The following is a 19,779-nucleotide window of genomic DNA, read 5'->3' as shown; positions in this document are numbered from 1 at the left end:
CCCAGTGTCTGTATTACATTTTTTACAATACCTTCGCGCTGGTAATATTCAATTGTATTCGCTTTTAACTGGTGTTGCATCTTTTCACCAAACTTGCCGGCAATCACGGTCTTGCAGGATTCTTCCAGAAGAAGATCGATCACTACCGAACTGGAATTGCGCCTGGTACTCTGACCTGTATTTTTAACAGATTTCACAAGAACACCGTTTGCGTCAAATATCAGATAATATGGTGCCTTCCCCGCAGTCATGCTTATTTCCGAATCTACATTATCCCCAACTGCAGCGATGGCGATGTTATTTAAGGTAACAGAAAGGCTCGGTTGAACTTGAAAAAACAGAGCGCCGAAGAATAATAGCAGGCAAAAAGTTTTGATTTTGTTTTTCATTTTTTCACCATTGTAGATATTTTTTCTTTTCAAGTGATTGATATTCAACAATAATTGAGATAGGGTTCATCGGGTTAAAATTCTTTCTCCTGTTCCTACTCTCGCCCCTGCATATTGCTGAGCAAACTGTAAATATTCTCTACCACCGCTAGAATGCATTAGGAGCCTGTTTTTGCGTTGCAAGCCGCAATGTTTTCGTTGGTTGCCAGATGGGACAAAAACGCTCAATTTCCGGGTACCCATATCTTTTGGATGACGTTTTTTGACATAAAAACAAATATAGCGCGGAATCCATTGGCTATACGTTTTCTCGGTGGATCGGGCATAATGATAATGTCTCAGGGTTTCAGCTACCTGAACCATTAATTTGAATTTTTCCTTGTTTTCCATATTACGTATGATAATATCAATTATTGTGGAAAATTCAAACAGATAAGCAATAGATGGACAATTTTTTCCAATTTAAATGACTTGATATCGTAGGGCATGGAGAATTACTGCAGATATAAGATGATATGCTAGACATTTTTCATGTATTACAACTGTTAACCATATGAAACCGAAATGAATATAGAGAATGGTATCATATCAAGCTGGAATGCAGAGAAGGGCTTTGGCTTCATAACCCCAAGATCAGGTGGTAAGCCATTATTTTTCCACATTAATGATTATAGCTATCGCCATAAACGTCCTTTTAAAAATCTAGAGGTGCAATACTCTACTGCTACTGATCAAAAAGGCCGGGTATGTGCAATTGATGTTGCTCCAATAAAAGGACATAAGAATAACAGCAAAGAACTGAAGCAAAAGTTCTTTGCGTTAGTTCTATTCAGTACCTTCTCTTTCGTTTTATTTTACCTCTTTGATTCAAAGCTCATTCCAGTTGAATTAGTCTTCTTATATGCAATCATGAGTGTCGCAGCATTCTTAATGTATGCGAAAGACAAAAATGCTGCTGAATGGGGTAAATGGCGAACCTCTGAAGGGACTTTGCATACATTGTCACTCTTAGGTGGGTGGCCAGGTGCAAAGATTGCCCAGAGTTTTTTGAGGCATAAATCCAAAAAATTATCTTTCCGAATCACGTATTGGATAACAGTAGCAGTTAATTGCGGTGCACTGTATTGGCTTGTTACTCCAAAAGGCAATATGTTGCTGAAAAATATATTAAATAGTATAAACTTTGGCTAACCAGTCGTTCGAGCGGACGCGCTAATGTGCGCTGCTCAACTCCACGTTTGCCGTTCAAGATTATCAATTTGTTATGTACAAAGCACAAACAGAAGGATTTCAAATATGAAGGTAATGGCATTTAATGGCAGTCCAAGAAAAAAGAAATGGAATACCGTCACTTTACTTGAAAATGCTTTAAAAGGAGCTGCTTCAGTTGGTGCAGAAATAGAACTTATTCAGCTTTACGATCTGAACTATTCTGGTTGTATAAGCTGCTTTGCATGCAAGAAAATCAGTAGAAAGAAGGATGGATTCTGTGCTGTGAAGGATGATCTTACTTCGGTACTTGAGCGAATAAGAAGAGCGGATGCTCTCGTCATAGGAACGCCTATATATTTCGGTACCGAAACAGCGGCTACGCGTGCACTATTAGAAAGGCTTTTCTTTCCCTATTATACATACTCAAAAGATAGAAAATCCCTATTTCCAAGAAAAATTCGAACTGCATTAATTTATACCATGAATGTTAATGAAGAATTGCTCGAAACGATGGGGTACGATCGACATTTTTCTACTACAAAAATGAGCCTTGAAACAATTTTCGGTGAATGTGAGGTACTGCTCTCTACAGATACCCTACAATACAAGGACTATGACAAGTACGAACATGAAATATTCGACAAGGAAGAAAAAATCAAGCGCCACAAAGAGGTGTTTCCACTGGATTGCCAACGTGCCTTCGCATTAGGTCGCAGAATAGCATCAGAATAAGAATTGGTTAACCCAAGCACTCACCCACGGTTCTTCTTGAAATTCTCCGTCTGCTCAAAATCTCCGTATACACCTCGTCCCTGTCTTTTGCCGTTTCGATGTCGTTGATCGTATCGATCAGGGCCGAGAGCTTGCTGCCATCGAGGCCGATGCGGGAGAAATAGTTGTCCGGCAGGGCGTACTTGAGCGAGGCATTGCTTTTTTCCACGGCGGTCAGGGCCGAGTCGACCCTGATAACGATATCGCCCTGCTTGGCGTGCTGCTGGATATGGCTCCAGCGGGAGGTCTCCGGCAGGTAGAAGATGTTTTTCCTGGCCATGGGTAATCCTTAAAACCTGACGTAATTGTGCGGGGAGTGGTGGCTGAGCACGGTCTGCGCATTTTCTCCATTGAAATAATGCGATATGATCATTACTCCCCTTCCGCTGCCGAGTCAATGTTATATGGCGGCGTCGGATCATGCACGTTTGCCGCTTGCAATTCATGGCCACAGGATGGAGTTTTTCAGCTTGACAACCGAACCGTTTTCCGACTAATACTACGGGTACATTTCGAGCATATGTTTGTAATAGGACGATGTATTCCCAGTAAAAAAAGCCGAGAGATGAGGAGGATTGAAAAATGCTGAAAAGAAGCGCAGCACATGGACGAATCCTGTTTGCAGCCGTGGTAATAGCACTTGCAAGCCCTGCGGTATCAAAAGCAAAGGATCATCTAGGACATGACTGGTATTGCCCCGATCCGGAAGCACATGCACAATATGAAAAACACCGTAAAATACACATGGAGACCGACGCGGAAATCATTGTCGACATGGTGGATAAAGTCTACAAGGATCCCGCGTTGACCGCAGAACAGAAAAGAGCACACGCTCTGGAGATTCTCAAAAAAGATCCCTCGACACTCAAAGCTGGGAGTGGCGTGGGGGATTAACACTACAGCTTTTTCAGCGATTCCTTAATAAAGGCGGGCAGGTCGGATGGATGGCGACTGCTGACAATGTTGCCGTCTACCACCACTTCGCTGTCGATAAATTCAGCTCCGGCGTTTTTAATATCCTGGATGATCGATTTATAACAGGTAAATTTGCGCCCTTGCAGGACCTGGGCCGTGACCAGCAACTGCCCCGCATGACAGATGGCGAAAACCGGCTTGTTGCTTTTGACAAAATCAGCCGTGAACCGAACCGCATTTTCGTCGACTCGAAGCTTGTCGGGAGAATAGCCTCCCGGAATCAGCAGCGCATCGAAATCGTCGAGAGTGACCTCAGCTACGGCCTTATCAATTTTCACTTCCGTGCCTTCTTTCTTGCCCTTGACCGTCTTCCCGGCTACCAGACCGATATTGATCACTTCGTGGCCTTTTGCCTCAAGGGCCTTGACCGGTTCGGTATATTCCGAATCTTCGAACATATCCGTAAGTATTACAGCGATTTTTTTGGCCATGGTGATATCTCCTTCTGTAAATTTTTTTTGTTGATGCTGCACGAGCCTCCTGTTTCACGATGGAAACGAACCAAAAAGATAAGCGATGCGCTCTTCAATACTCTGTAATTTTTCCTGTTGCGCCTGGTGTTTATCCAAAACATGGATCAGTACCTGATTTCCTTTCAGGGAGATACTGGCGGTGCCGGGCAGCAGGCTTACGGTCCAGACAAAGAAAATTTTTGCCGATTGCCGGGGCAGCTGCAGAGTATATGTAATTACCTTCGGTGCAAGGGGGAGTCGGGGATGAAACGCCCGGCGGGCAACATCCATTCCCGCCAGAAAGGTCTGCACAAGGAAAAAAAGGAGAAATCCAGGCAGTTCTGTCACCCGTATGTTCCACCTGCCGGGCGGTATGCAGTAGAAGCTGACGCCGGTAGTCAGGGCAATAACGCCGAGAGCCGGCAAGATATTGGGCAGCCTGCCCTCGCTCAGTCCCCACCAGAGAACGGTGTACAGAACCAGACGAAACAGCACTGCCCGTAGCTGGTTTGGGGTACGTTTCATAACAGCCCCTCTTGAAAAAGAGTCAGGAGCAAAAAGGCCACCAGCAGACTGACGAAGAGCAGGCCTGCGGTGTGCCAGTGCATGAAACGTCGTTCAAGCCATGTAAATGCATGGGGGGAATTTTCCCCAATACCAAAGAGTTTGAAATACTGTCTCCGGAAAAGCCGGACAAGCAGCTTTTTGAAATATTCAAGACGAAACATGCCCCTCAGGATGAGATGCACGGAGGGTTCAACCGTCTGCCGGGTCTTTTGTCCCAGGTCGAGGTCGGGCAGCGTGCACCTGGCACTGAAAAATCGAAAGGGCAGGGCGGAAAGCAGACCGACGAGCACCGGCCAGGCTGTGGTCCATGGCGCATAACGGGTCATTTTCGCAAGCGGGGTTGCCATTGCCATGCGATCCATGAAATAGGGGGCGATGGTCATCACCGCGGCAAGTACCGGTAAAAGCGCGATCCATGAAAACCACAGGCCAGAGAGCGGTTGTTTCTCTGGCCGGTCTATCGATTCTCGCAACCTGATAAGAAAATGGGCAAGAAGCAGCGCCGTGGCAAAAGCGCTCAGCGTAAAAAGCATTGCCGGATCGACAGACCGGAAAAGAGTGCTCGACACGGCAGCTTGCAGCAGCCCATGTTTAGCAGCAGCGCCGCCGGTCCAGGGGAATCCGGCCAGGGCCAGGATGGGCAGCAGCGCCCCGCCAAGGAGCACCGCTTGGGAGAAGCTGTTTGTGCCGGCGGATGGTGCCGTGCCCGCCACCAGAAAGAGTGTTCCCTTAGCCAGGGCGTGGTTGACAACAAGGACAAGAAGCACCGGCAGCAGTGCCGGCCAGAGTGCCGCATCCCGTAAGCCCATACCCAGGGTAAGGGTCATGAGTCCCATCTGGCTGATACTGGAGTAGGCCAGAATGGTTTTCGGATCGAGCTGAAAAAGACCAAGCAGAGCGCCGTAGAAGAGGGCGATTATGCCAAACCAGGCAAAGACCGTCCCCCATAAAGGAAAATCAACTATCCCTGCCGGAAAGAAATGGAGCCAGCCAAGCAGCCCGGCCTTGATCATGCATCCGCTCAGAACGGCACTGGCCGGACTCGGCGCGGCCGGATGAGCCAGGGGGAGCCAGAAATGCAGGAGAAACGCACCGGCTTTAACGCCAAATCCGATAAAGGCGGCGACGAGGATGGTCCCTCTGTGGGGCGAAGTCTGCAGGGCCGGGGCGATGTCTTCAATACCAATCCCCCGAGCCGAGTGTATGGTAAGAAATATTGCTGTTATCACCGCCGCTTCTCCAATAAGGGCCATGATCAGATAAACGTTGCCGGCCTGAAGCGCCTTTGGCGAGCGGTCATGAATGATCAGTCCGTAAACGGCGAAGGTCATGATGGCGAAAAAGGTGTAAAAGGACGGAATGTCCCTGGCCAGGATCAGGCCGAAATTCCCGCTCATGGTCAGCAGGAAGAAAAAAATAAAGGAAGGAAGACGTGGATTCTTCGCCATATATGCCAGGGTAAACAGCGATGAGACAAACCAGACCAAGGCGGTGGCGAAAAGAAATGTCCGACCGCAGATATCCAGGCTGAATCGCATTCCCAGGAGCACTTTGGGAAATGTAATATCCTCGGCCGCGCCGGGTAGGACGGCAATAAGCGCCGGAAGAGCTGCCGTGGGGAAGAGAAACCGTATCGCTGGTTTTCTCGTTGGCGGCAGGAGCACGAGAAGTCCGATAATTATGGGAAGACAGATACTGAGTGTGTATATCATGGCAGTATCCCCATACCTTGGACGATCTTGTCCGACACGCCCAGGGGACTCCATTGCCATCCGGCCCAGAGACCAGCGGCCAGAGAGAAAAAAGCCGTGGCGAAGACTGGCAGGAGCAGGGTCCATCTGGTCTCCAGAGAGCCGTACGACTGAAGCGGCAGATGAGGATCAGGCTCCTTGAACCAGGCAATATAGACAACAGGCAGGAAATAGGCGGCATTGAGCAGCGTACTTACTACAAGAACCCCCACCACCCAGAATTGTCCGGTCTGTAATCCGCCCAGAGCCAGGTACCATTTGCTGATAAACCCGGCGACGGGCGGCGTGCCCATCATGCCAAAGGCGGCGATGGTGAAAAGGCCCATTGTCAACGGCATCCTGCGACCGATACCATTCAGTTCATCGATCTTGTGCAGGTTGAGGGTTTCTGCCAGATTCCCGGCGCAAAAGAACAGGGTGATCTTCATGATACCCTGATGGATGAGATGCACCAGGCCGCCCATCACCGCCAGGGGGCTGAGCAGGGTTGCGCCCAGGATGATATAAGAGACCTGGCTTACCGTGGAATAGGCCAGCCGTTTTTTTACATCGTTTTGCGTCAAGGCGCGCAGTGATGCATAGAGGATGGTTACGGCCGCGACCAGGGTAAGGGGAAAAAGCACTCCCAGAGAGGCCGCATAATTCTGGCCATAGACGTAGAATATTACCCGAAAAATACCAAAGGCACCGGCCTTGACAACGGCCACGGCGTGGAGCAGAGCGCTGACCGGGGCCGGGGCGACCATGGCGACCGGCAGCCAGCCGTGCAGCGGTACCAGGGCGGTTTTGACCCCGAGACCGAGAATGAGCAGGAAAAAAAGGAATTGAAGAAGCCCCCGGGAGTCCTTGCCGGTCAGCTCGGCCAGGACGCCGCCTGCCTTGAAATCAAAGGGTCCGGCCAGAGTGTAGAGATAGACGATAGCTACAAAAAGTACTGCCCCGCCGGTGACATTGTACCACAGGTAGATGCGTCCGGCGCTGAGGGCCTTTTCCGTGCCCCGGTGCACCACCAGGGGATAGGTGACCAGGGTCAGAAATTCATAAAAGATGAAAAAGGTGATCAGGTTGCCGGCCAGAGCAATACCGGTTGTGGCAGTGACACAGAGGCTGAAAAAGCCGAAAAAGCGACTGCGGTGCGGCGACCCCTCGAGGTAGCCGATCGCATAGATGGTGGTGACGAACCAGAGGGTGCTGGACAGGGCGAGAAAGGCCAGGGAAAGAAAGTCGACCCGCAGAAGAAAATCAAAACCAAGGGCCAGGGTGAAGCGTGTCTCATACTCTTTATCATAGGCCAGAAATCCCCAGGTCATGGCCGAGACGACAAGAATTTTCAGGGTTGCCCCGAGCATGTTCAAAAGAGAACGCTGGGTGGAATGCTTTTCCGAGAGGAAAAAAATCACAATGCCGGTGACCAGGGAAGTGGCCAGCGTAATCAGCGGCAACGCATAGTCCCAGTTCATGGCGATACTCTCCCGCTGACAACCGCAGGCGTTGATACGGTAGGTAATTCCATGTGCAGCAGATCGATTATCTCCGAGGTGGTAAAACCGACGAAGATGGCGCCAAGGGCCAGGGTAAAAGCGCAGATCTCCAGGATACGAGGGACGGGCTGGAGGTGGACTTTTTTTCTGGACGGGGCAAAGGTGTGCCCCAGCATGAGAAAAACGTATCCGGCGGTGAGGAGCCCGCCAATGACCATGATCGGTATCCACCACCATTGTCCGCTGGAGATAACCGCATTAAGCAGCATCCACTTGGCGACAAAGCCGCCGCTGGGCGGCAAGCCCATGAGGCTCACCCCGGCAATGCCTATGGTGAAGACAGTCAGTGGCAGACGTCTTTTTATGTTGCGAAGATTGCTCAGTTTGTCGGTGCCCAGCGCCTGGATGATATTTCCCACGGCGAGAAAAAGAGCGGCCTTGGCGGCTGCATGGGAGATCGCCTGACATATTCCCCCTGTCCATGCCTGCATGTTCCAGGGAGTGGTGGCTTCTCCGGTGGTCTGGGAAATGGTTAACGGAAAGAGAAGAAAAAGATAGCCGATCTGGCTGACCGTGGAGTGGGCCAACAGGAATTTGAGCCGTTTCTGCCGCACCGCCTGGAAGGAACCCCAGAGGATGGCCAGGCCACCCAGCGTTCCCAGGAATTGAGCAGCTGAATAGCTGGTAATATGGGGAAATATGACAAACCAGATTCGTATTACCATGAAGAAAGAGGCTTTGATCACCAGGGCGGAAAGAATCGCACTGACCGGAGCGGGAGCATTCCCGTGGGCGGTCGGCAGCCAGAAATGAAAGGGCAGCAGCGCGGTCTTGATGAGCATGCCGAAGATCATGAGTCCGAAGGCCACAAGCGTTGGCAGGCTGGAGGTAATCCGCAGGCCCAGAGTGTAGATGTCGAGGATGCCGTATTCCGCATAGAGAAATCCCACGCCAAGCAGAAAAACCAGCGAGCCTGTCATGGCCGCCATTAGATAGCGAAGAGCGGCGATCAGAGCTTCGGCCCGTCCCGTAAGGCTGGTCAGTGCGACAGCGGCCAGGCTGATCAACTCCATCAGGATATACATGTTGAAGATATCCGCTGCAAGGAACAGGGCATTTAATCCCCCCCACAGCAGCATCCACAATGGCCAGAAATAGGTATCGATCCGTTGATTTTCAGGGCGGCAGCTGAAATAGGGTCCGGCGTACAGGGTGACGAAGAGGCCGGTGAGAGCTGTAAGGAAAAGAAAGATGATGCTCAGGCCGTCGGCCTGCAGCTGTATGCCGAGGGGACTGGCCCATCCACCGAGCGCATGGTTGAATCTGGTCGCATCGCCGGGAATAAAGGCCAGCAGGAAAACCGCCAGCGATGTACCTGCGGCGGCAGCCGTGCCGATCGCCGCCTTCATCCTGCCATGGACAAGAAAGGTCAGCAGGGCGCCGGAAAAGGGAATGATAACCACGGTAATCATCATGGATCTTATGCCTCCTTTTCCTCCTGCTTTTCTGTCGAAGCACCTTGGTTGCCAAGAGATGTCAAACCGGTTTTTTTTCTGATTTCCCGCGCCAGCGCCAGAGCATAACCGGTGGCGCTGATGGAAACGACGATACCGGTTATGACCATGGCCTGCGGCACGGGATCGGCAAAAACCTCACGGTTACGGTATGCCACGGAGATGAACAGGAGAAAGACACCCGCTCCCATGACGTTGAGACCCATTATCTTGCGCAGAAGATGCCGCCGGCTAAGGAGGCTGTGCAGGCCCATGGCAAAAAGGACTATGGCTGATATGCCGTAGAGCAGGAACGGATCCCCGAAAACAGTGATCATCACTCGCCTCCCCCTTTGTTTGCGAATGTCCGGTCTGTTGCGGCACGGTTCTGCTGCTCCACGGTTAATTTCGTATTGTGTAAAGGCTGGAGGGCAAGCATCAGTCCGGCCAGACCGGCGCCGATAGAGACAGTGGCCGCTGTCTCCAGAAGCAATATCTGCACGGCTCCGTGCACGGGATCATAGGCAAGAAAGACTCCGGTGGCCAGAAAGGACAAGCTGCCAAAAACGAGAAAAGCGAGAAATCCGAGGATGATCAGACTTCGCCATACCCTGTCGGGAAGAATGGTTAAGGAGGGGTAGCCGGCCATCCATAAAAGTATACTGCCGGCGCCAAGGACGACCCCGGCCTGGAAGGCACCTCCCGGCGCAAAAGCGCCACGCCAGAGGAGGTACCCTGAGACTAAAAGAATAAAAGGCGTGATGAGCATGACCATGCTCTCCAGAATGGGAGTGGTCGCTGCCGGAAGAGCCACCGCGCCCAGCCCGGAAGATCGCCGAATGCAAAGGACACCGAAAACGGCGAGCAGGAGGATGCCGAGTTCCAGCCAGGTATCGTAGCCACGAAAATTGAGCAGGACCGCCGTCACCGGATGTTCTGTCCCGCTTGCCGCAAGGGTGGAATTGACCCGTCCCGCCAATCCGTTTCCCGTGCGGGGCAGGGTCCATACGGTCATGAGAAGCAGGGACATCAGGATCAGAACAACTACCAAGGCAGCAATTTTATGGAGTAAAGGCAGCCTGGCAGCCCGCTGCCAGTCGCCTGTCACTTGATACCCAGAGGGGATTTTTATCTTTCTCAGGGCATCGACAAGCATCACCCCGGCGAGACCGGCTCCCACGGCTGCCTCGGCAATGGCGATATCAGGGGCCTCCAGTCGGACCCAGGTCAGAGAAAGGATCAATCCAAAGGTGATAAAGAGAACTATCGCCTGGAAATGGTCGGAAGAGTGGAGAAGCCTCCAGCCAAGGAGAACAAGGGCTATGCACAGCGATAGATCGAGTAGAATTCCCGGGTCACTCATGCCTTTGGAATCCTTCAGGTTGAGGGGTATTTTTGGAGAAGGTGATTATGATCCCTTCCCCGCCTTCTTTTCGTCCTCAAAAAGAGAGTTGCCAATCAGAGAGACGGCGGTGGAACTGGCCAGCATGACCATCAGCCAGATAATGGTCAGCTTGATGATGATCGGCAGCACCATCGAACGAACAGACAACCCCAGAATAATGAATCCCAACCCCAGGTTATCCGCCTTGCTCAAGGCGTGCATGCGACTCATGGCATCGGGAAAGCGAATCATGGCCACTGTTCCGGCCAGAAAAAAAAACCCGCCGATGACGCAGAAAACAACTGAAAATATCTCCTGAATGGTCATCATTCGTTTCGCTCATTTTTTGCTGAAAGCCGCCGCACGAAGGCGATAACAGCCATCACGGAAAGAATGACGAAAACCAGGGCGGTGTCCCTGACTCCCTCCATGTGCAGTGCTTCCGCCAGGAGCAGGCAGATAGCCGTGCCCGCCGTACCAAAGAGCTGGGCGGCGAGCATCCGATCAGACCTGGTGGGGCCGATAAAGACACGGATCAGACCGGCCAGAATGTTGAGAAATAAAAACAAGGCCATGAGCAGGTAAAAGTATTGCACGACTACACGCTCCGGGGTTGTAGTTGACATTAGTACGACTACTATATTCATAATCGATAGGTTTGCATGGATTTTTACCGATGGCGGATTGCCCACCTTGCAGATCTGTCGGGCAAAAACCTGTTGCAGTGTCTAACATGAATGTGTAGTTTTAACGCATGGGCTCAGAGGAAATTCGGGTAAGGCGACCGTCACCTCACCATTACTTTGGCCGGTCGGCTCATCTGTACGCTTACATATCATCCAGGTCGCTATAAATGCAGATACATCCTCGCTGTCCATTGCCCAAAAAATTCACCAGAAGGAGATACACGTGATCTATCAATTTGACACGGTCATCGTCGGCTCCGGAGGCGCCGGACTCTATGCGGCGCTCGAGGCCGGCCAGAAGTCGAAGACGGCGGTGCTCTCCAAACTCTACCCGATTCGCAGCCATACCGGCGCCGCCCAGGGAGGCATCAGTGCAGCGCTCGGTAATGTCGAGGAGGACAAGGCCGAATGGCACGCTTTTGATACCGTCAAGGGCGGCGATTACCTCGTTGACCAGCAGGCAGTGCACATCCTGGCCGAAGAGGCGATTCAGGCGGTCTACGATCTGGAAAACCGCGGCCTGCCGTTCAACCGGACGGAGGATGGCCGCATCGATCAGCGCCGCTTCGGCGGGCATACCCGCAATTTCGGCGAAGGCCCGGTGCGCCGCGCCTGTTACGCCGCCGACCGGACCGGTCATATGATCCTGCAGACCCTCTACCAGCAGTGCATCAAGCACAACGTCGCCTTCTTCGATGAGTACCAGGTCATTGACCTCCTGCTCGACGGCAGTACCTGCAATGGCGTGGTGGTTGTCGAACTGACCACCGGGGAGATCCATACCTTCGTGGCCAAGGCGGTGCTCTTTGCCACCGGCGGCTTCGGCCGGATGTTCAAGATCACCTCCAATGCCTACGCCAGTACCGGCGACGGTCCCGCCGTCTGCGCCAGGCGGGGCATTCCCCTTGAAGACATGGAGTTTTTCCAGTTTCACCCGACCGGCATCATGGGCCTCGGTATTCTGATTACCGAAGCGGTGCGCGGCGAGGGCGGAATCTTGCGTAACCGTGACGGCGAGCGGTTCATGGAGCGCTATTCGCCGACCCTGCTTGATCTCGCCCCACGGGATATCGTTTCCCGCGCCATAATCACCGAGCTTCGCGCCGGCAAGGGCATCCGCGGCGACGGTAAAATCGATGATTATCTGCATCTCGATGCAACCGGTCTCGGCAAGGAGGTACTGCACAGTAAACTGCCCGATATCAGCAGCTTCTGTCAGACCTACCTGGGCATCGATCCGGCCGATTCGCCCATCCCCGTCCTGCCCACCGCCCATTATGCCATGGGCGGTATTCCCACTGATATCCACGGCCGGGTACTCGGGGATGCCCAAGGGACCATCGTCGACGGCCTGTACGCCGCCGGGGAATGTGCCTGTATTTCGGTCCACGGCGCCAACCGCCTCGGCACCAACAGCCTGCTCGACCTGGTGGTCTTCGGCCGCCGCGCCGGCCGGCATATCGCCGACTATGTCAGGCAGGCGGACCTGGTCATGCCGGGTAAGGACGCGGCGGATGAAGCCCGCGCCAGGATCGCCCGCCTCACCGACGGCCGAACCGGGCCGCATGGGGGAGAAATCACCGACGAGATGCAGACGGTCATGATGGAAAAGGTCGGCATTTACCGCAACGAAGCCGACATGCGGGCGGCCATCGGCGAGATCCAGGTGCTTCGCGAGCGCTACCAGCACGTCCGGGTCCAGGATACCGGCAAGAGCTTCAACACCGACCTCTTGGAGCTTATCGAACTGGGCAATATGCTCGATCTCTGTCTGATCACTGCTGCCTCGGGGGTGGCCCGTCAGGAAAGCCGCGGCGCCCATAGCCGCGAGGATTTCCCGGATCGGGATGACGGGGCCTGGCTCAAGCACACCCTGGCCTTCCTGGACCAGGATGCGGTCCGGCTGGACTATAAGGCGGTGGATACGTCCATCTGGCAACCAAAACCTCGCACCTACTAGGCTAAGGAAGTAAAGGAGCGGAAATGAAGATTATTCTCAGAATACAGCGTTTCAACCCGGACATCGATAGGGCACCGCATTTTCAGGAGTATGAGGTGGAGGCGGATCCCAACGAACGGCTGCTCGACGCCCTGATGCGCATCAAACGGTTTCAGGACGGCAGTCTCGGCTTCCGTAAGAGCTGCGCCCACGGCGTCTGCGGTTCGGACGCCATGCGTATCAACGGCCAGGACGGCCTGGCCTGCAAGACCCTGGTGAAAGATGTGGCGACAAAGGAGGGCGAGACGATCACCGTCGAACCGCTGCGCTATCTGCCGGTGCAACGGGATCTCATCGTCGATCAAAAACCATTTTTTACCAAATATCGCTTTATTAAACCCTATCTGATCAATGACGAGGAGGTCGAGGGCAAAGAACGTCTGCAGTCACCGGAGGAGCGGATGGTATTCGATGATACGACCAACTGCATTCTCTGTGCCGCCTGTTATTCTGCGTGTCCGGTGCTCGGGGAAAAGCCCGGCTTTGTCGGCCCGGCGGCCATCGCCCAGGCCTTTCGCTTTATTGCCGATTCCCGCGACCGGGCCAGAGACGAGCGGCTGGAGCTGCTGGATAACAAAACCGGGGTCTGGCCCTGTCAGAACCATTTCAAGTGCACCGAGGCCTGTCCCCGGTCGATTCTCATCACCAAGAGGATCAATCAGACCAAGGAGCTGATCAAGAAACATCGACGGTAAAGGTGCAGTTGGCGGGGGAGCAGTGGGAACGCCGGTACTGTTTCAGTGCGGCGTATCAAATGGGTCGAGCAGCATCTCCTCCCTGTTCGGCTCCTCGGCGTGAACTTCCGGATCACTGTTAATTATCCGGGCGCATGAGTTCCAGCGCAGCACCGCTTCCTGATTTTTCGTGTCGCATTCGGCGATCGCCGTATTGAAGGCGTCCATCGCCTTGACCAGCCACTGATAGGCAACGGGACCGGCTCCCGGCCCGCCCTGCCTGAGATGGAATTTGGCCCGGCGTTCAAAAATAATTCCGGAATAATAGGCCTTGCAATGGGAGGCATCCAGCTTGTCGACGATCGCCCTGGCCTGTTCAAACGAGGGATTGACCCCGAAGGTGGCAAATTTGTCGGTCAGGGCCAGCAGCAGGGTCTTCAACGCCTCCTGGTGGTCCGGCATCACCGCTAAAATATCCAGGCAGATGCTTTCCGCATCACTCGGTTCATTGAGTCTTCGATATTGATGTGCTTTCTCCAGGGCTGTCGGTACCGCTTCAACTGTTATGGTCTTTAATGTCAGCATATGAACCTCCCGCACGGTTTTTTTTGAGAAGAATTCTCTTGATAGGCGACACTACGTTTTAAGGTAATTATCCGGAGCAGGTTTGCAAGCAATGGTGACGGAAATGGGGTGGTGCAATGTCTCTGTGTCGCTAAGCCGTTGTCAGACTCTTTTTGTCCACTGGAAAATTCGCATCGGCGGGATATTGAAAAGCTCCAGGCAAGTCTGTTCCTGCCCCAGGAAAGGCCGGCACAGTGTCGCTACTTGAGTATTCACCTGGTAAGCGACGAAGCGACCGTTTGGCGGAAGCACGGAAGTTATGGCCTCGATAATTTGCGAGCCGGCACTGCGGCTCATGGTAGAAAAGGGGATACCGGAAACTATTGAATGCGGCGGATCGAGGTCGTATATCGAAATAATTTTTTTCAAGTCACAAGCGCTCCCCAGGTGTGCGGTGAGTCGATCGTCTGCAATGGCGCTCACCAAGTTGTTGAAGTTCGGGTTGATTTCGATGCTCAGCAGTCTGGCATCCGGCTGCATCGCCCGCAGCATTGCCTGTGTCACGCCGCCTGTTCCTGGGCCTAATTCGATGATAACATCGGCTATATTTGCCCTGGCTGCCTCGACAATCCTTCGTTCCAGGAAACGAGAACTTGGGATAATCGAGCCGATTTGAAGCGGGTGTTTCAAGAACTCCTGAATGAAAACCAGGCGGCCATTCAGTTGTGAGTTATTTAGTTTGTCTTTTGACATTTGGTTTTACCCGATATTGTAATGGTTTTTGGCCAGGGCGACCGACAAATTTACTCCATTAATTATCCTGTTTGTTCAACTATAAACAACCAGCGCGCACTCGACCGTTGTTTTTGAAAAAATATCGAAGAAAAATTTCCATGTCCTCACTGTCTGGTTCGTTTCCTGGGCCAGTAACTGCCTTATCCGTCCAATTGGACAGCTCGACAGTTCTCAGACGCTTTGGATTACCATAAACGAAGAACATATTGGGTGCTGCGGGTGCCAAAGGATCATCCGCCCCTTCCCTCTGTCGAGGCAATGTTATATGGCGGCATTGAACTGCGCTCGTTTACCACTTTCCTGAGAAAAGGCAAAGGCGTGGGGGATTAATAGGGAGCTTTCCTGGTTTGATAATTGCCAGGCCGTACAGCAGGCTGCAAAACTGCTGCACGGCCGCATTGAAAAAACTGTCAAGAATGCAGATGGGTATTTTTTTATTCTCCTTGCGGAATAGCTGTTGCCTCAAAGCCATATTTTCGAAGAATCTTCTGCCCCTCGGGCGACAGGATAAACATACCAAAACGCCAGCCTTCGGCGGATGCACCTTTGTTGACGAGTAGGCCGTAATCGGCTCCGACGGCAAGCTCTTCGGGGATTTTGACAATTTTCAAATCGGGTACGTCTTTTTGCGCCAGGACTGCATTTGTGCAGTAGGTGAGAAAGACGTCGGCTTTCTTCTCGCTCATAACCCAGCCATACTGGTTGCGTCCTTCAGGAGGCTTGGCACTGTCCGGCCCTCCGGTGAGCTGGAGCGCCTTCCCGGAAAGCTTGGCAAAGCTGTCCTTCTTGGTTTGTTCTGCTCTGTTAAAGAGCTCCCAGGCATAGTCTCCGCTTGGATCCGCCTTAGGCGTCGAGGTTCCCAGGTGGACTTTTTCGTCCAGCAGGGTCTCAAGCAGATTGTCCGTTGTCACTGCGATATCAGGCTGCGCTAGGGCGCACAGCTGGTTACGAGTAAAGAGGGCAACCGGACCTCCCCATCCTTTGGCTGCGAGACTTTCCGGGTGATTCATATTCGCCGAAGCAAAAATATCCGGATTTTCGCCTTCTTCAATGGCTTTTTTCAAAAGGCCGCTGGGGCCAAATTTTGTCGTTACTTTGGTCGTGTAGATTTTTTCGTAGGCAGCCGCTGTTTCGCCAAGGGCTGCTTTTAAGCTGCCGGCGGCATAAAGCTGCAGGGAATTGGCCGATACGCATACAGGCAGCAAAAGGCCGAGGAGAGCAGTAAAAAGTGCGTGTTTATTCCAGTTTCTCATGACATTTTCCTTTGTATTTTCAACATAATTATCTTGGTTACCCATAGGTTTCAAATCACCTAGGAGCCATGGGCGGAGTTAAACACCTCAAAAATGCTTTACCTCGGCTCTGGTCAACGTCGTCCATGCCGGACCATCGACGTGGCTTGAGCGGCTCACGGGGATAACCTGGCGGTGGTTGAGACAGACAGTTTTAACCTTGTCCTCGGCAAAGGTGACCAGGGCATCCTCCGGTAAAATCATCCCTGCCTCATCCACGACCGCATCAACCGCGGCATGAGAACACAGCGATTTATGGCTGGTCGTCTGTCCAGCATTACCAAGGCTCAGCCAGCCGCGAAACCTCCCGTCACTTCCCTGCAGTCGGAGCCCTATGCCGGCGAGTGCACCGATAATACCCTCACCGGTTCCGCCGTGTTCCGACAAGTGCACGCCTGTCCTCTCGGCAAGTACGTAGGCATCCTGCTTGGTGAAAACCGTCTTTTTTGCCTGCAGCCCGAAGTCGATGAGGGTCTGACGATCTAAAGATTCTCTCTCGACAGCAATGCAGAGGCCGGGATCGGATCCTGGAGCGGCAGCTTTTTTGAGAAACTCTTTGGCGAACTGGGTAACATTGGCGAGGTTATGTTCATTTATGACTGCTGGAAAACACATGGAGCTATTGTGTGAGGTGTACGGAATATGCTCATGGACAAACAGCTGGTGTCGGGAAATATTTGCGCACTGCGAGGTCAGGCCTAACTGCTGCAGTTCCTTTGCCATAGCTTCTGCAAGATGTCCGGAACCTGGGCTGTCAAGGTTGTCTGTATCATCGATACTGAGATAAATCTGCACTTTTTATGCTCCTCGTCTTAGACGGAAAATTTTAGGTAAGGCTTCATTGAGATCTGCAATAAACCTTTCAGGAAAGTAAGTGTCAAGAACGAGTAATTGAAAGTCGCCGCTGAGACAAAGAATAACCAAAACAAACCGTAAATAACATCTATTTTCAAATAGTTAGGGGGAAAATAAAGCGCGGGAATTTCTTGCGATCTCCTGCAAGAGGGCCTATTATGTATCACTACCGCGTAGTGATGCGGATTCCTATATTTCTTTTGGAGGCTAACAGAATGGCTGGTCAAATATTTTATCGTGAAAGAACAAGAGCAAAAGAAGGGGCGAGATCTCCCCGCTTCAGAGTTGTCGCCGTGCAGGGGATTGATCTGAAAATTTATGGCAATCACTTTCGGAAGAAAGAATTGGAACAGATCGCCAAAGCAACCGATGCGGAGTTGATCGCTTTGGAACGGGACAAAAATGCCGGGATCAATAAATAGTTAGATTTTTATTTTACCTTCAAGGGGGAGAAACAATGGCCTTGGTGCGGGAAAAGGATGGGAAGAGGTTACATGTAAAAAGCGCTCTGATGGGAGAGAGCCTCGTCAGTAAAGAATTTATTGACCAGCTTGATATCGCCCCGCAGGAAAGACTCTACCCCGATGTCAAAATAATGAAAATCGGCGGCCAGTCTATTTGTGACCGGGGCGTCAAAGCGTTGCCGGCAATTCTGAAAGAGCTGGTCAGAAACAGGGCGGACCATAAGATGCTTTTGACGACCGGAGGTGGCACACGGAGTCGGCATATCTACACCATCGGACTGGAAATGGGCATGCCGACCGGTGTCATTGCCAAGTTTGGCAGCATGGTTTCCGAGCAGAACGCCTTGATGATTGCCACCCTCCTCTCCCCCTGGGGTGGTGTAAAGATTTCTCATGCGGATATCGTGAAGCTGCCGACCTATTTTGCAGAGAAGATTATTCCGGTTATGCACGGCATGCCGCCCTATGACTATTTTGCCATAAAGCCCAAGGTCGGCAGGATACCAATCCACCGTACCGACGTCGGTTTAGTCATTCTGGCGGATTTTATAGGCTCAAAAACCGTAGTTTTCGTAAAAGATGAAAATGGACTGTACACGGATGATCCGAAGAAGAACCCGGATGCGTCTTTTATTGCCGAGATAGGAGCGCAGGATCTTCTCGACCGAGATCAGGATGATCTCGTTATCGAGCGACCTTGTCTGGAGATTATTCAGAACAGTGAGGTGATAGATAAGGTGCAGATAATAAACGGCATGATAGAGGGTAATATTACCAAGGCGCTGAACGGTGAGCACGTCGGTACTTTTATTTACAGGCAATAGGCAGCCTTCTAGGCAACTCTAAAATTACTTCCAGTCGCTCTTCTACGCATCGGCGTTTCAGGAGCGGTCTTAAAGTAATCGGAGTCGTTCAATGATGTATGTCATTTTAATTATCCTTGTGCTTTTTGTCATAGAGGTAGTGCTGGGCTCCTGTATCGATGTGTATAATGCCGAGATTGGTTATGCGGCAAAATGCGACCAGCCAACTCGACTTTCGCCGAAGCATTTTTTCACCCAATTGCTGCCGATCATTCTGCTTTTCGTTATTTTGCCTTTCATACTCCTGTCTGATATTTTTTGAAGAGATAATACATTGCATAAATTCAAGTAGACAGGCTAGATGGAGGCACTGAAACGGGCAAGTTTGCCGGTCCTGAGGTTGTACCGATAGACCTTGAGGAAAAAATGATAGGCGAGAAACAGGTAGAATAAGGCCAGGCCAAGTCCCAGGAGGAGATTATACATGAGCATCGGTCCGGTTGCCACCTGCTCCAGCTGGGCGCGGAGGCTTTCAAAAACATAGGCGGGGGGGAAAAGGTCGGCGACCAGGCCGAGGGAGCGGGGCAGGGTGTCGATCGGATAAAAGACTCCGGAAATAAGGGAGAGGACCATCGGTAACGGCCAGGCCAGCCATTCGGCGGTCGGGCCGAGTCGAAAGATCATCGCGCAGGTAAAAAGCCCCAGGGCCATGCCGAAAATAAACAGGATGGCAATAAAGGGGATCATGCTCAGGCCGATGATAAAAATATTATAGCCAAAGCCGAATCCGGCAATGATGGACATGCCGACAAATCCCATAACCGCAGTGAACAGGCTGCTGGCCACCAGGCCGGTCGTATACTCGGAAACCCTGAGCGGGGAGGCAAAATAGTTTATCAGATTGTTGGACCAGATATCTTCGAGAAAGGCCATCATCATGCCCTGTTGGATACGGGTGAGAAATTCCCACAGGATCAGTGCGCCGAGAATGACGGTGATGAAATTGAAGTTGGCCTTGCCCAGCGTGCCGAGATACTTGGTGATAAACCCCCACTGAATGATGGAGATGGTCAACCAGACGAAATTTCCCGCCAGCCGGGTGGGATTGTTGCCGAGCAGATAGAACTGACGGAGAAAGATCGCATAACTTCGTTTCAGCTTCATGGTTGCTT

At 52.0% G+C, this 19,779-nt stretch carries 25 protein-coding genes; 8 read left to right on the top strand and 17 right to left on the bottom strand.

Annotated elements, in window-relative coordinates; all coding sequences use genetic code 11:
* On the bottom strand, nt 1–389 hold a 389-nt coding region (locus tag ACYQ8U_RS05900), incomplete at its 3' end, for a NifB/NifX family molybdenum-iron cluster-binding protein (RefSeq protein WP_459944591.1).
* 66 nt (nt 390–455) lie between these two features.
* A complete protein-coding gene (locus tag ACYQ8U_RS05895) occupies nt 456–779 on the bottom strand; it encodes a phage integrase N-terminal SAM-like domain-containing protein (RefSeq protein ID WP_459944590.1) in 324 nt (107 codons plus the stop codon).
* A gap of 174 nt (nt 780–953) precedes the next feature.
* Between ACYQ8U_RS05895 and ACYQ8U_RS05890 the strand changes: the two genes are divergently transcribed.
* Nucleotides 954–1,580, top strand: coding sequence for a DUF1294 domain-containing protein (locus ACYQ8U_RS05890; RefSeq protein ID WP_459944589.1), 627 nt, complete (start codon nt 954–956; stop codon nt 1,578–1,580).
* 105 nt (nt 1,581–1,685) lie between these two features.
* On the top strand, nt 1,686–2,333 hold the full coding sequence (locus ACYQ8U_RS05885; protein WP_459944588.1) for a flavodoxin family protein: 648 nt from the start codon (nt 1,686–1,688) through the stop codon (nt 2,331–2,333).
* Nucleotides 2,334–2,340: 7 nt separating this feature from the next.
* Here ACYQ8U_RS05885 and ACYQ8U_RS05880 read toward each other — a convergent pair whose 3' ends face one another.
* Nucleotides 2,341–2,652, bottom strand: coding sequence for a type I restriction-modification system subunit M N-terminal domain-containing protein (locus ACYQ8U_RS05880; RefSeq protein WP_459944587.1), 312 nt, complete (start codon nt 2,650–2,652; stop codon nt 2,341–2,343).
* A gap of 302 nt (nt 2,653–2,954) precedes the next feature.
* Between ACYQ8U_RS05880 and ACYQ8U_RS05875 the strand changes: the two genes are divergently transcribed.
* Nucleotides 2,955–3,266: a hypothetical protein gene (locus ACYQ8U_RS05875; RefSeq protein WP_459944586.1), complete on the top strand. Its 312-nt coding sequence runs from the start codon at nt 2,955–2,957 to the stop codon at nt 3,264–3,266.
* A 2-nt stretch (nt 3,267–3,268) separates the two neighbouring features.
* On the opposite strand, the gene ACYQ8U_RS05870 is transcribed toward ACYQ8U_RS05875, so the two are convergent.
* From ACYQ8U_RS05870 to ACYQ8U_RS05830, 9 genes are read right to left on the bottom strand one after another with little or no spacing between them, the layout of a single operon-like run.
* Nucleotides 3,269–3,778 (bottom strand): type 1 glutamine amidotransferase domain-containing protein, encoded by a 510-nt coding sequence (locus ACYQ8U_RS05870; protein WP_459944585.1) that lies wholly within the window; start codon nt 3,776–3,778, stop codon nt 3,269–3,271.
* A gap of 54 nt (nt 3,779–3,832) precedes the next feature.
* Entirely contained in the window at nt 3,833–4,324 is a 492-nt protein-coding gene (locus tag ACYQ8U_RS05865; RefSeq protein ID WP_459944584.1) for a Na+/H+ antiporter subunit E, read from the bottom strand.
* Complete coding sequence (locus tag ACYQ8U_RS05860) at nt 4,321–6,078, bottom strand: complex I subunit 5 family protein (protein WP_459944583.1); 1,758 nt, start codon at nt 6,076–6,078, stop codon at nt 4,321–4,323. The genes ACYQ8U_RS05865 and ACYQ8U_RS05860 overlap by 4 nt, the downstream gene beginning before the upstream one ends.
* Nucleotides 6,075–7,577: a proton-conducting transporter transmembrane domain-containing protein gene (locus tag ACYQ8U_RS05855; RefSeq protein WP_459944582.1), complete on the bottom strand. Its 1,503-nt coding sequence runs from the start codon at nt 7,575–7,577 to the stop codon at nt 6,075–6,077. Before ACYQ8U_RS05855 ends, ACYQ8U_RS05860 begins: the two co-directional genes overlap by 4 nt.
* Nucleotides 7,574–9,073 (bottom strand): complex I subunit 5 family protein, encoded by a 1,500-nt coding sequence (locus tag ACYQ8U_RS05850; protein ID WP_459944581.1) that lies wholly within the window; start codon nt 9,071–9,073, stop codon nt 7,574–7,576. The genes ACYQ8U_RS05855 and ACYQ8U_RS05850 overlap by 4 nt, the downstream gene beginning before the upstream one ends.
* A 5-nt stretch (nt 9,074–9,078) precedes the next feature.
* Nucleotides 9,079–9,429: a sodium:proton antiporter gene (locus ACYQ8U_RS05845; protein WP_459944580.1), complete on the bottom strand. Its 351-nt coding sequence runs from the start codon at nt 9,427–9,429 to the stop codon at nt 9,079–9,081.
* Nucleotides 9,429–10,454, bottom strand: a complete 1,026-nt coding sequence (locus ACYQ8U_RS05840; protein WP_459944579.1) for a hydrogenase subunit MbhD domain-containing protein — start codon at nt 10,452–10,454, stop codon at nt 9,429–9,431. Before ACYQ8U_RS05840 ends, ACYQ8U_RS05845 begins: the two co-directional genes overlap by 1 nt.
* A gap of 45 nt (nt 10,455–10,499) precedes the next feature.
* Entirely contained in the window at nt 10,500–10,805 is a 306-nt protein-coding gene (locus ACYQ8U_RS05835; RefSeq protein ID WP_459944578.1) for a cation:proton antiporter, read from the bottom strand.
* Nucleotides 10,802–11,101, bottom strand: a complete 300-nt coding sequence (locus tag ACYQ8U_RS05830; RefSeq protein ID WP_459944577.1) for an MrpF/PhaF family protein — start codon at nt 11,099–11,101, stop codon at nt 10,802–10,804. Before ACYQ8U_RS05830 ends, ACYQ8U_RS05835 begins: the two co-directional genes overlap by 4 nt.
* 283 nt (nt 11,102–11,384) lie before the next feature.
* Here ACYQ8U_RS05830 and sdhA point away from each other — a divergent pair, with 283 nt between their 5' ends.
* On the top strand, nt 11,385–13,121 hold the full coding sequence (gene sdhA, locus ACYQ8U_RS05825; protein ID WP_459944576.1) for a succinate dehydrogenase flavoprotein subunit: 1,737 nt from the start codon (nt 11,385–11,387) through the stop codon (nt 13,119–13,121).
* Between the two features lie 23 nt (nt 13,122–13,144).
* Nucleotides 13,145–13,855, top strand: a complete 711-nt coding sequence (locus tag ACYQ8U_RS05820; protein WP_459944575.1) for a succinate dehydrogenase iron-sulfur subunit — start codon at nt 13,145–13,147, stop codon at nt 13,853–13,855.
* Between the two features lie 42 nt (nt 13,856–13,897).
* Here the strand turns inward: ACYQ8U_RS05820 and ACYQ8U_RS05815 are convergent, their stop codons facing one another.
* The 4 genes from ACYQ8U_RS05815 to ACYQ8U_RS05800 form a co-directional block, all read right to left on the bottom strand.
* Complete coding sequence (locus tag ACYQ8U_RS05815) at nt 13,898–14,419, bottom strand: hypothetical protein (RefSeq protein WP_459944574.1); 522 nt, start codon at nt 14,417–14,419, stop codon at nt 13,898–13,900.
* A gap of 141 nt (nt 14,420–14,560) precedes the next feature.
* Complete coding sequence (locus ACYQ8U_RS05810; protein ID WP_459944573.1) at nt 14,561–15,088, bottom strand: class I SAM-dependent methyltransferase; 528 nt, start codon at nt 15,086–15,088, stop codon at nt 14,561–14,563.
* 539 nt (nt 15,089–15,627) lie between these two features.
* Nucleotides 15,628–16,446: a molybdate ABC transporter substrate-binding protein gene (locus ACYQ8U_RS05805; RefSeq protein WP_459944572.1), complete on the bottom strand. Its 819-nt coding sequence runs from the start codon at nt 16,444–16,446 to the stop codon at nt 15,628–15,630.
* Between the two features lie 87 nt (nt 16,447–16,533).
* Nucleotides 16,534–17,280, bottom strand: coding sequence for a hypothetical protein (locus ACYQ8U_RS05800; RefSeq protein ID WP_459944571.1), 747 nt, complete (start codon nt 17,278–17,280; stop codon nt 16,534–16,536).
* Between the two features lie 275 nt (nt 17,281–17,555).
* On the opposite strand from ACYQ8U_RS05800, the gene ACYQ8U_RS05795 reads away from it, so the two are divergent.
* The 3 genes from ACYQ8U_RS05795 to ACYQ8U_RS05785 all read left to right on the top strand — a co-directional run bounded on the left by ACYQ8U_RS05795 (nt 17,556) and on the right by ACYQ8U_RS05785 (nt 18,929).
* Nucleotides 17,556–17,762 (top strand): hypothetical protein, encoded by a 207-nt coding sequence (locus tag ACYQ8U_RS05795; protein ID WP_459944570.1) that lies wholly within the window; start codon nt 17,556–17,558, stop codon nt 17,760–17,762.
* A gap of 35 nt (nt 17,763–17,797) precedes the next feature.
* Nucleotides 17,798–18,628 (top strand): amino acid kinase family protein, encoded by an 831-nt coding sequence (locus tag ACYQ8U_RS05790; RefSeq protein WP_459944569.1) that lies wholly within the window; start codon nt 17,798–17,800, stop codon nt 18,626–18,628.
* Between the two features lie 91 nt (nt 18,629–18,719).
* Nucleotides 18,720–18,929: a hypothetical protein gene (locus ACYQ8U_RS05785; protein ID WP_459944568.1), complete on the top strand. Its 210-nt coding sequence runs from the start codon at nt 18,720–18,722 to the stop codon at nt 18,927–18,929.
* Nucleotides 18,930–18,964: 35 nt separating this feature from the next.
* On the opposite strand, the gene ACYQ8U_RS05780 is transcribed toward ACYQ8U_RS05785, so the two are convergent.
* On the bottom strand, nt 18,965–19,771 hold the full coding sequence (locus ACYQ8U_RS05780) for an ABC transporter permease (RefSeq protein WP_459944567.1): 807 nt from the start codon (nt 19,769–19,771) through the stop codon (nt 18,965–18,967).
* Between the last annotated feature and the right edge of the window lie 8 nt (nt 19,772–19,779).

The sequence above is a fragment of the Desulfocastanea catecholica genome, from assembly GCF_054657295.1.
The sequence above is the reverse complement of the archived record's forward strand: the minus strand, read 5'-3'. Positions and strand labels throughout refer to the sequence as shown.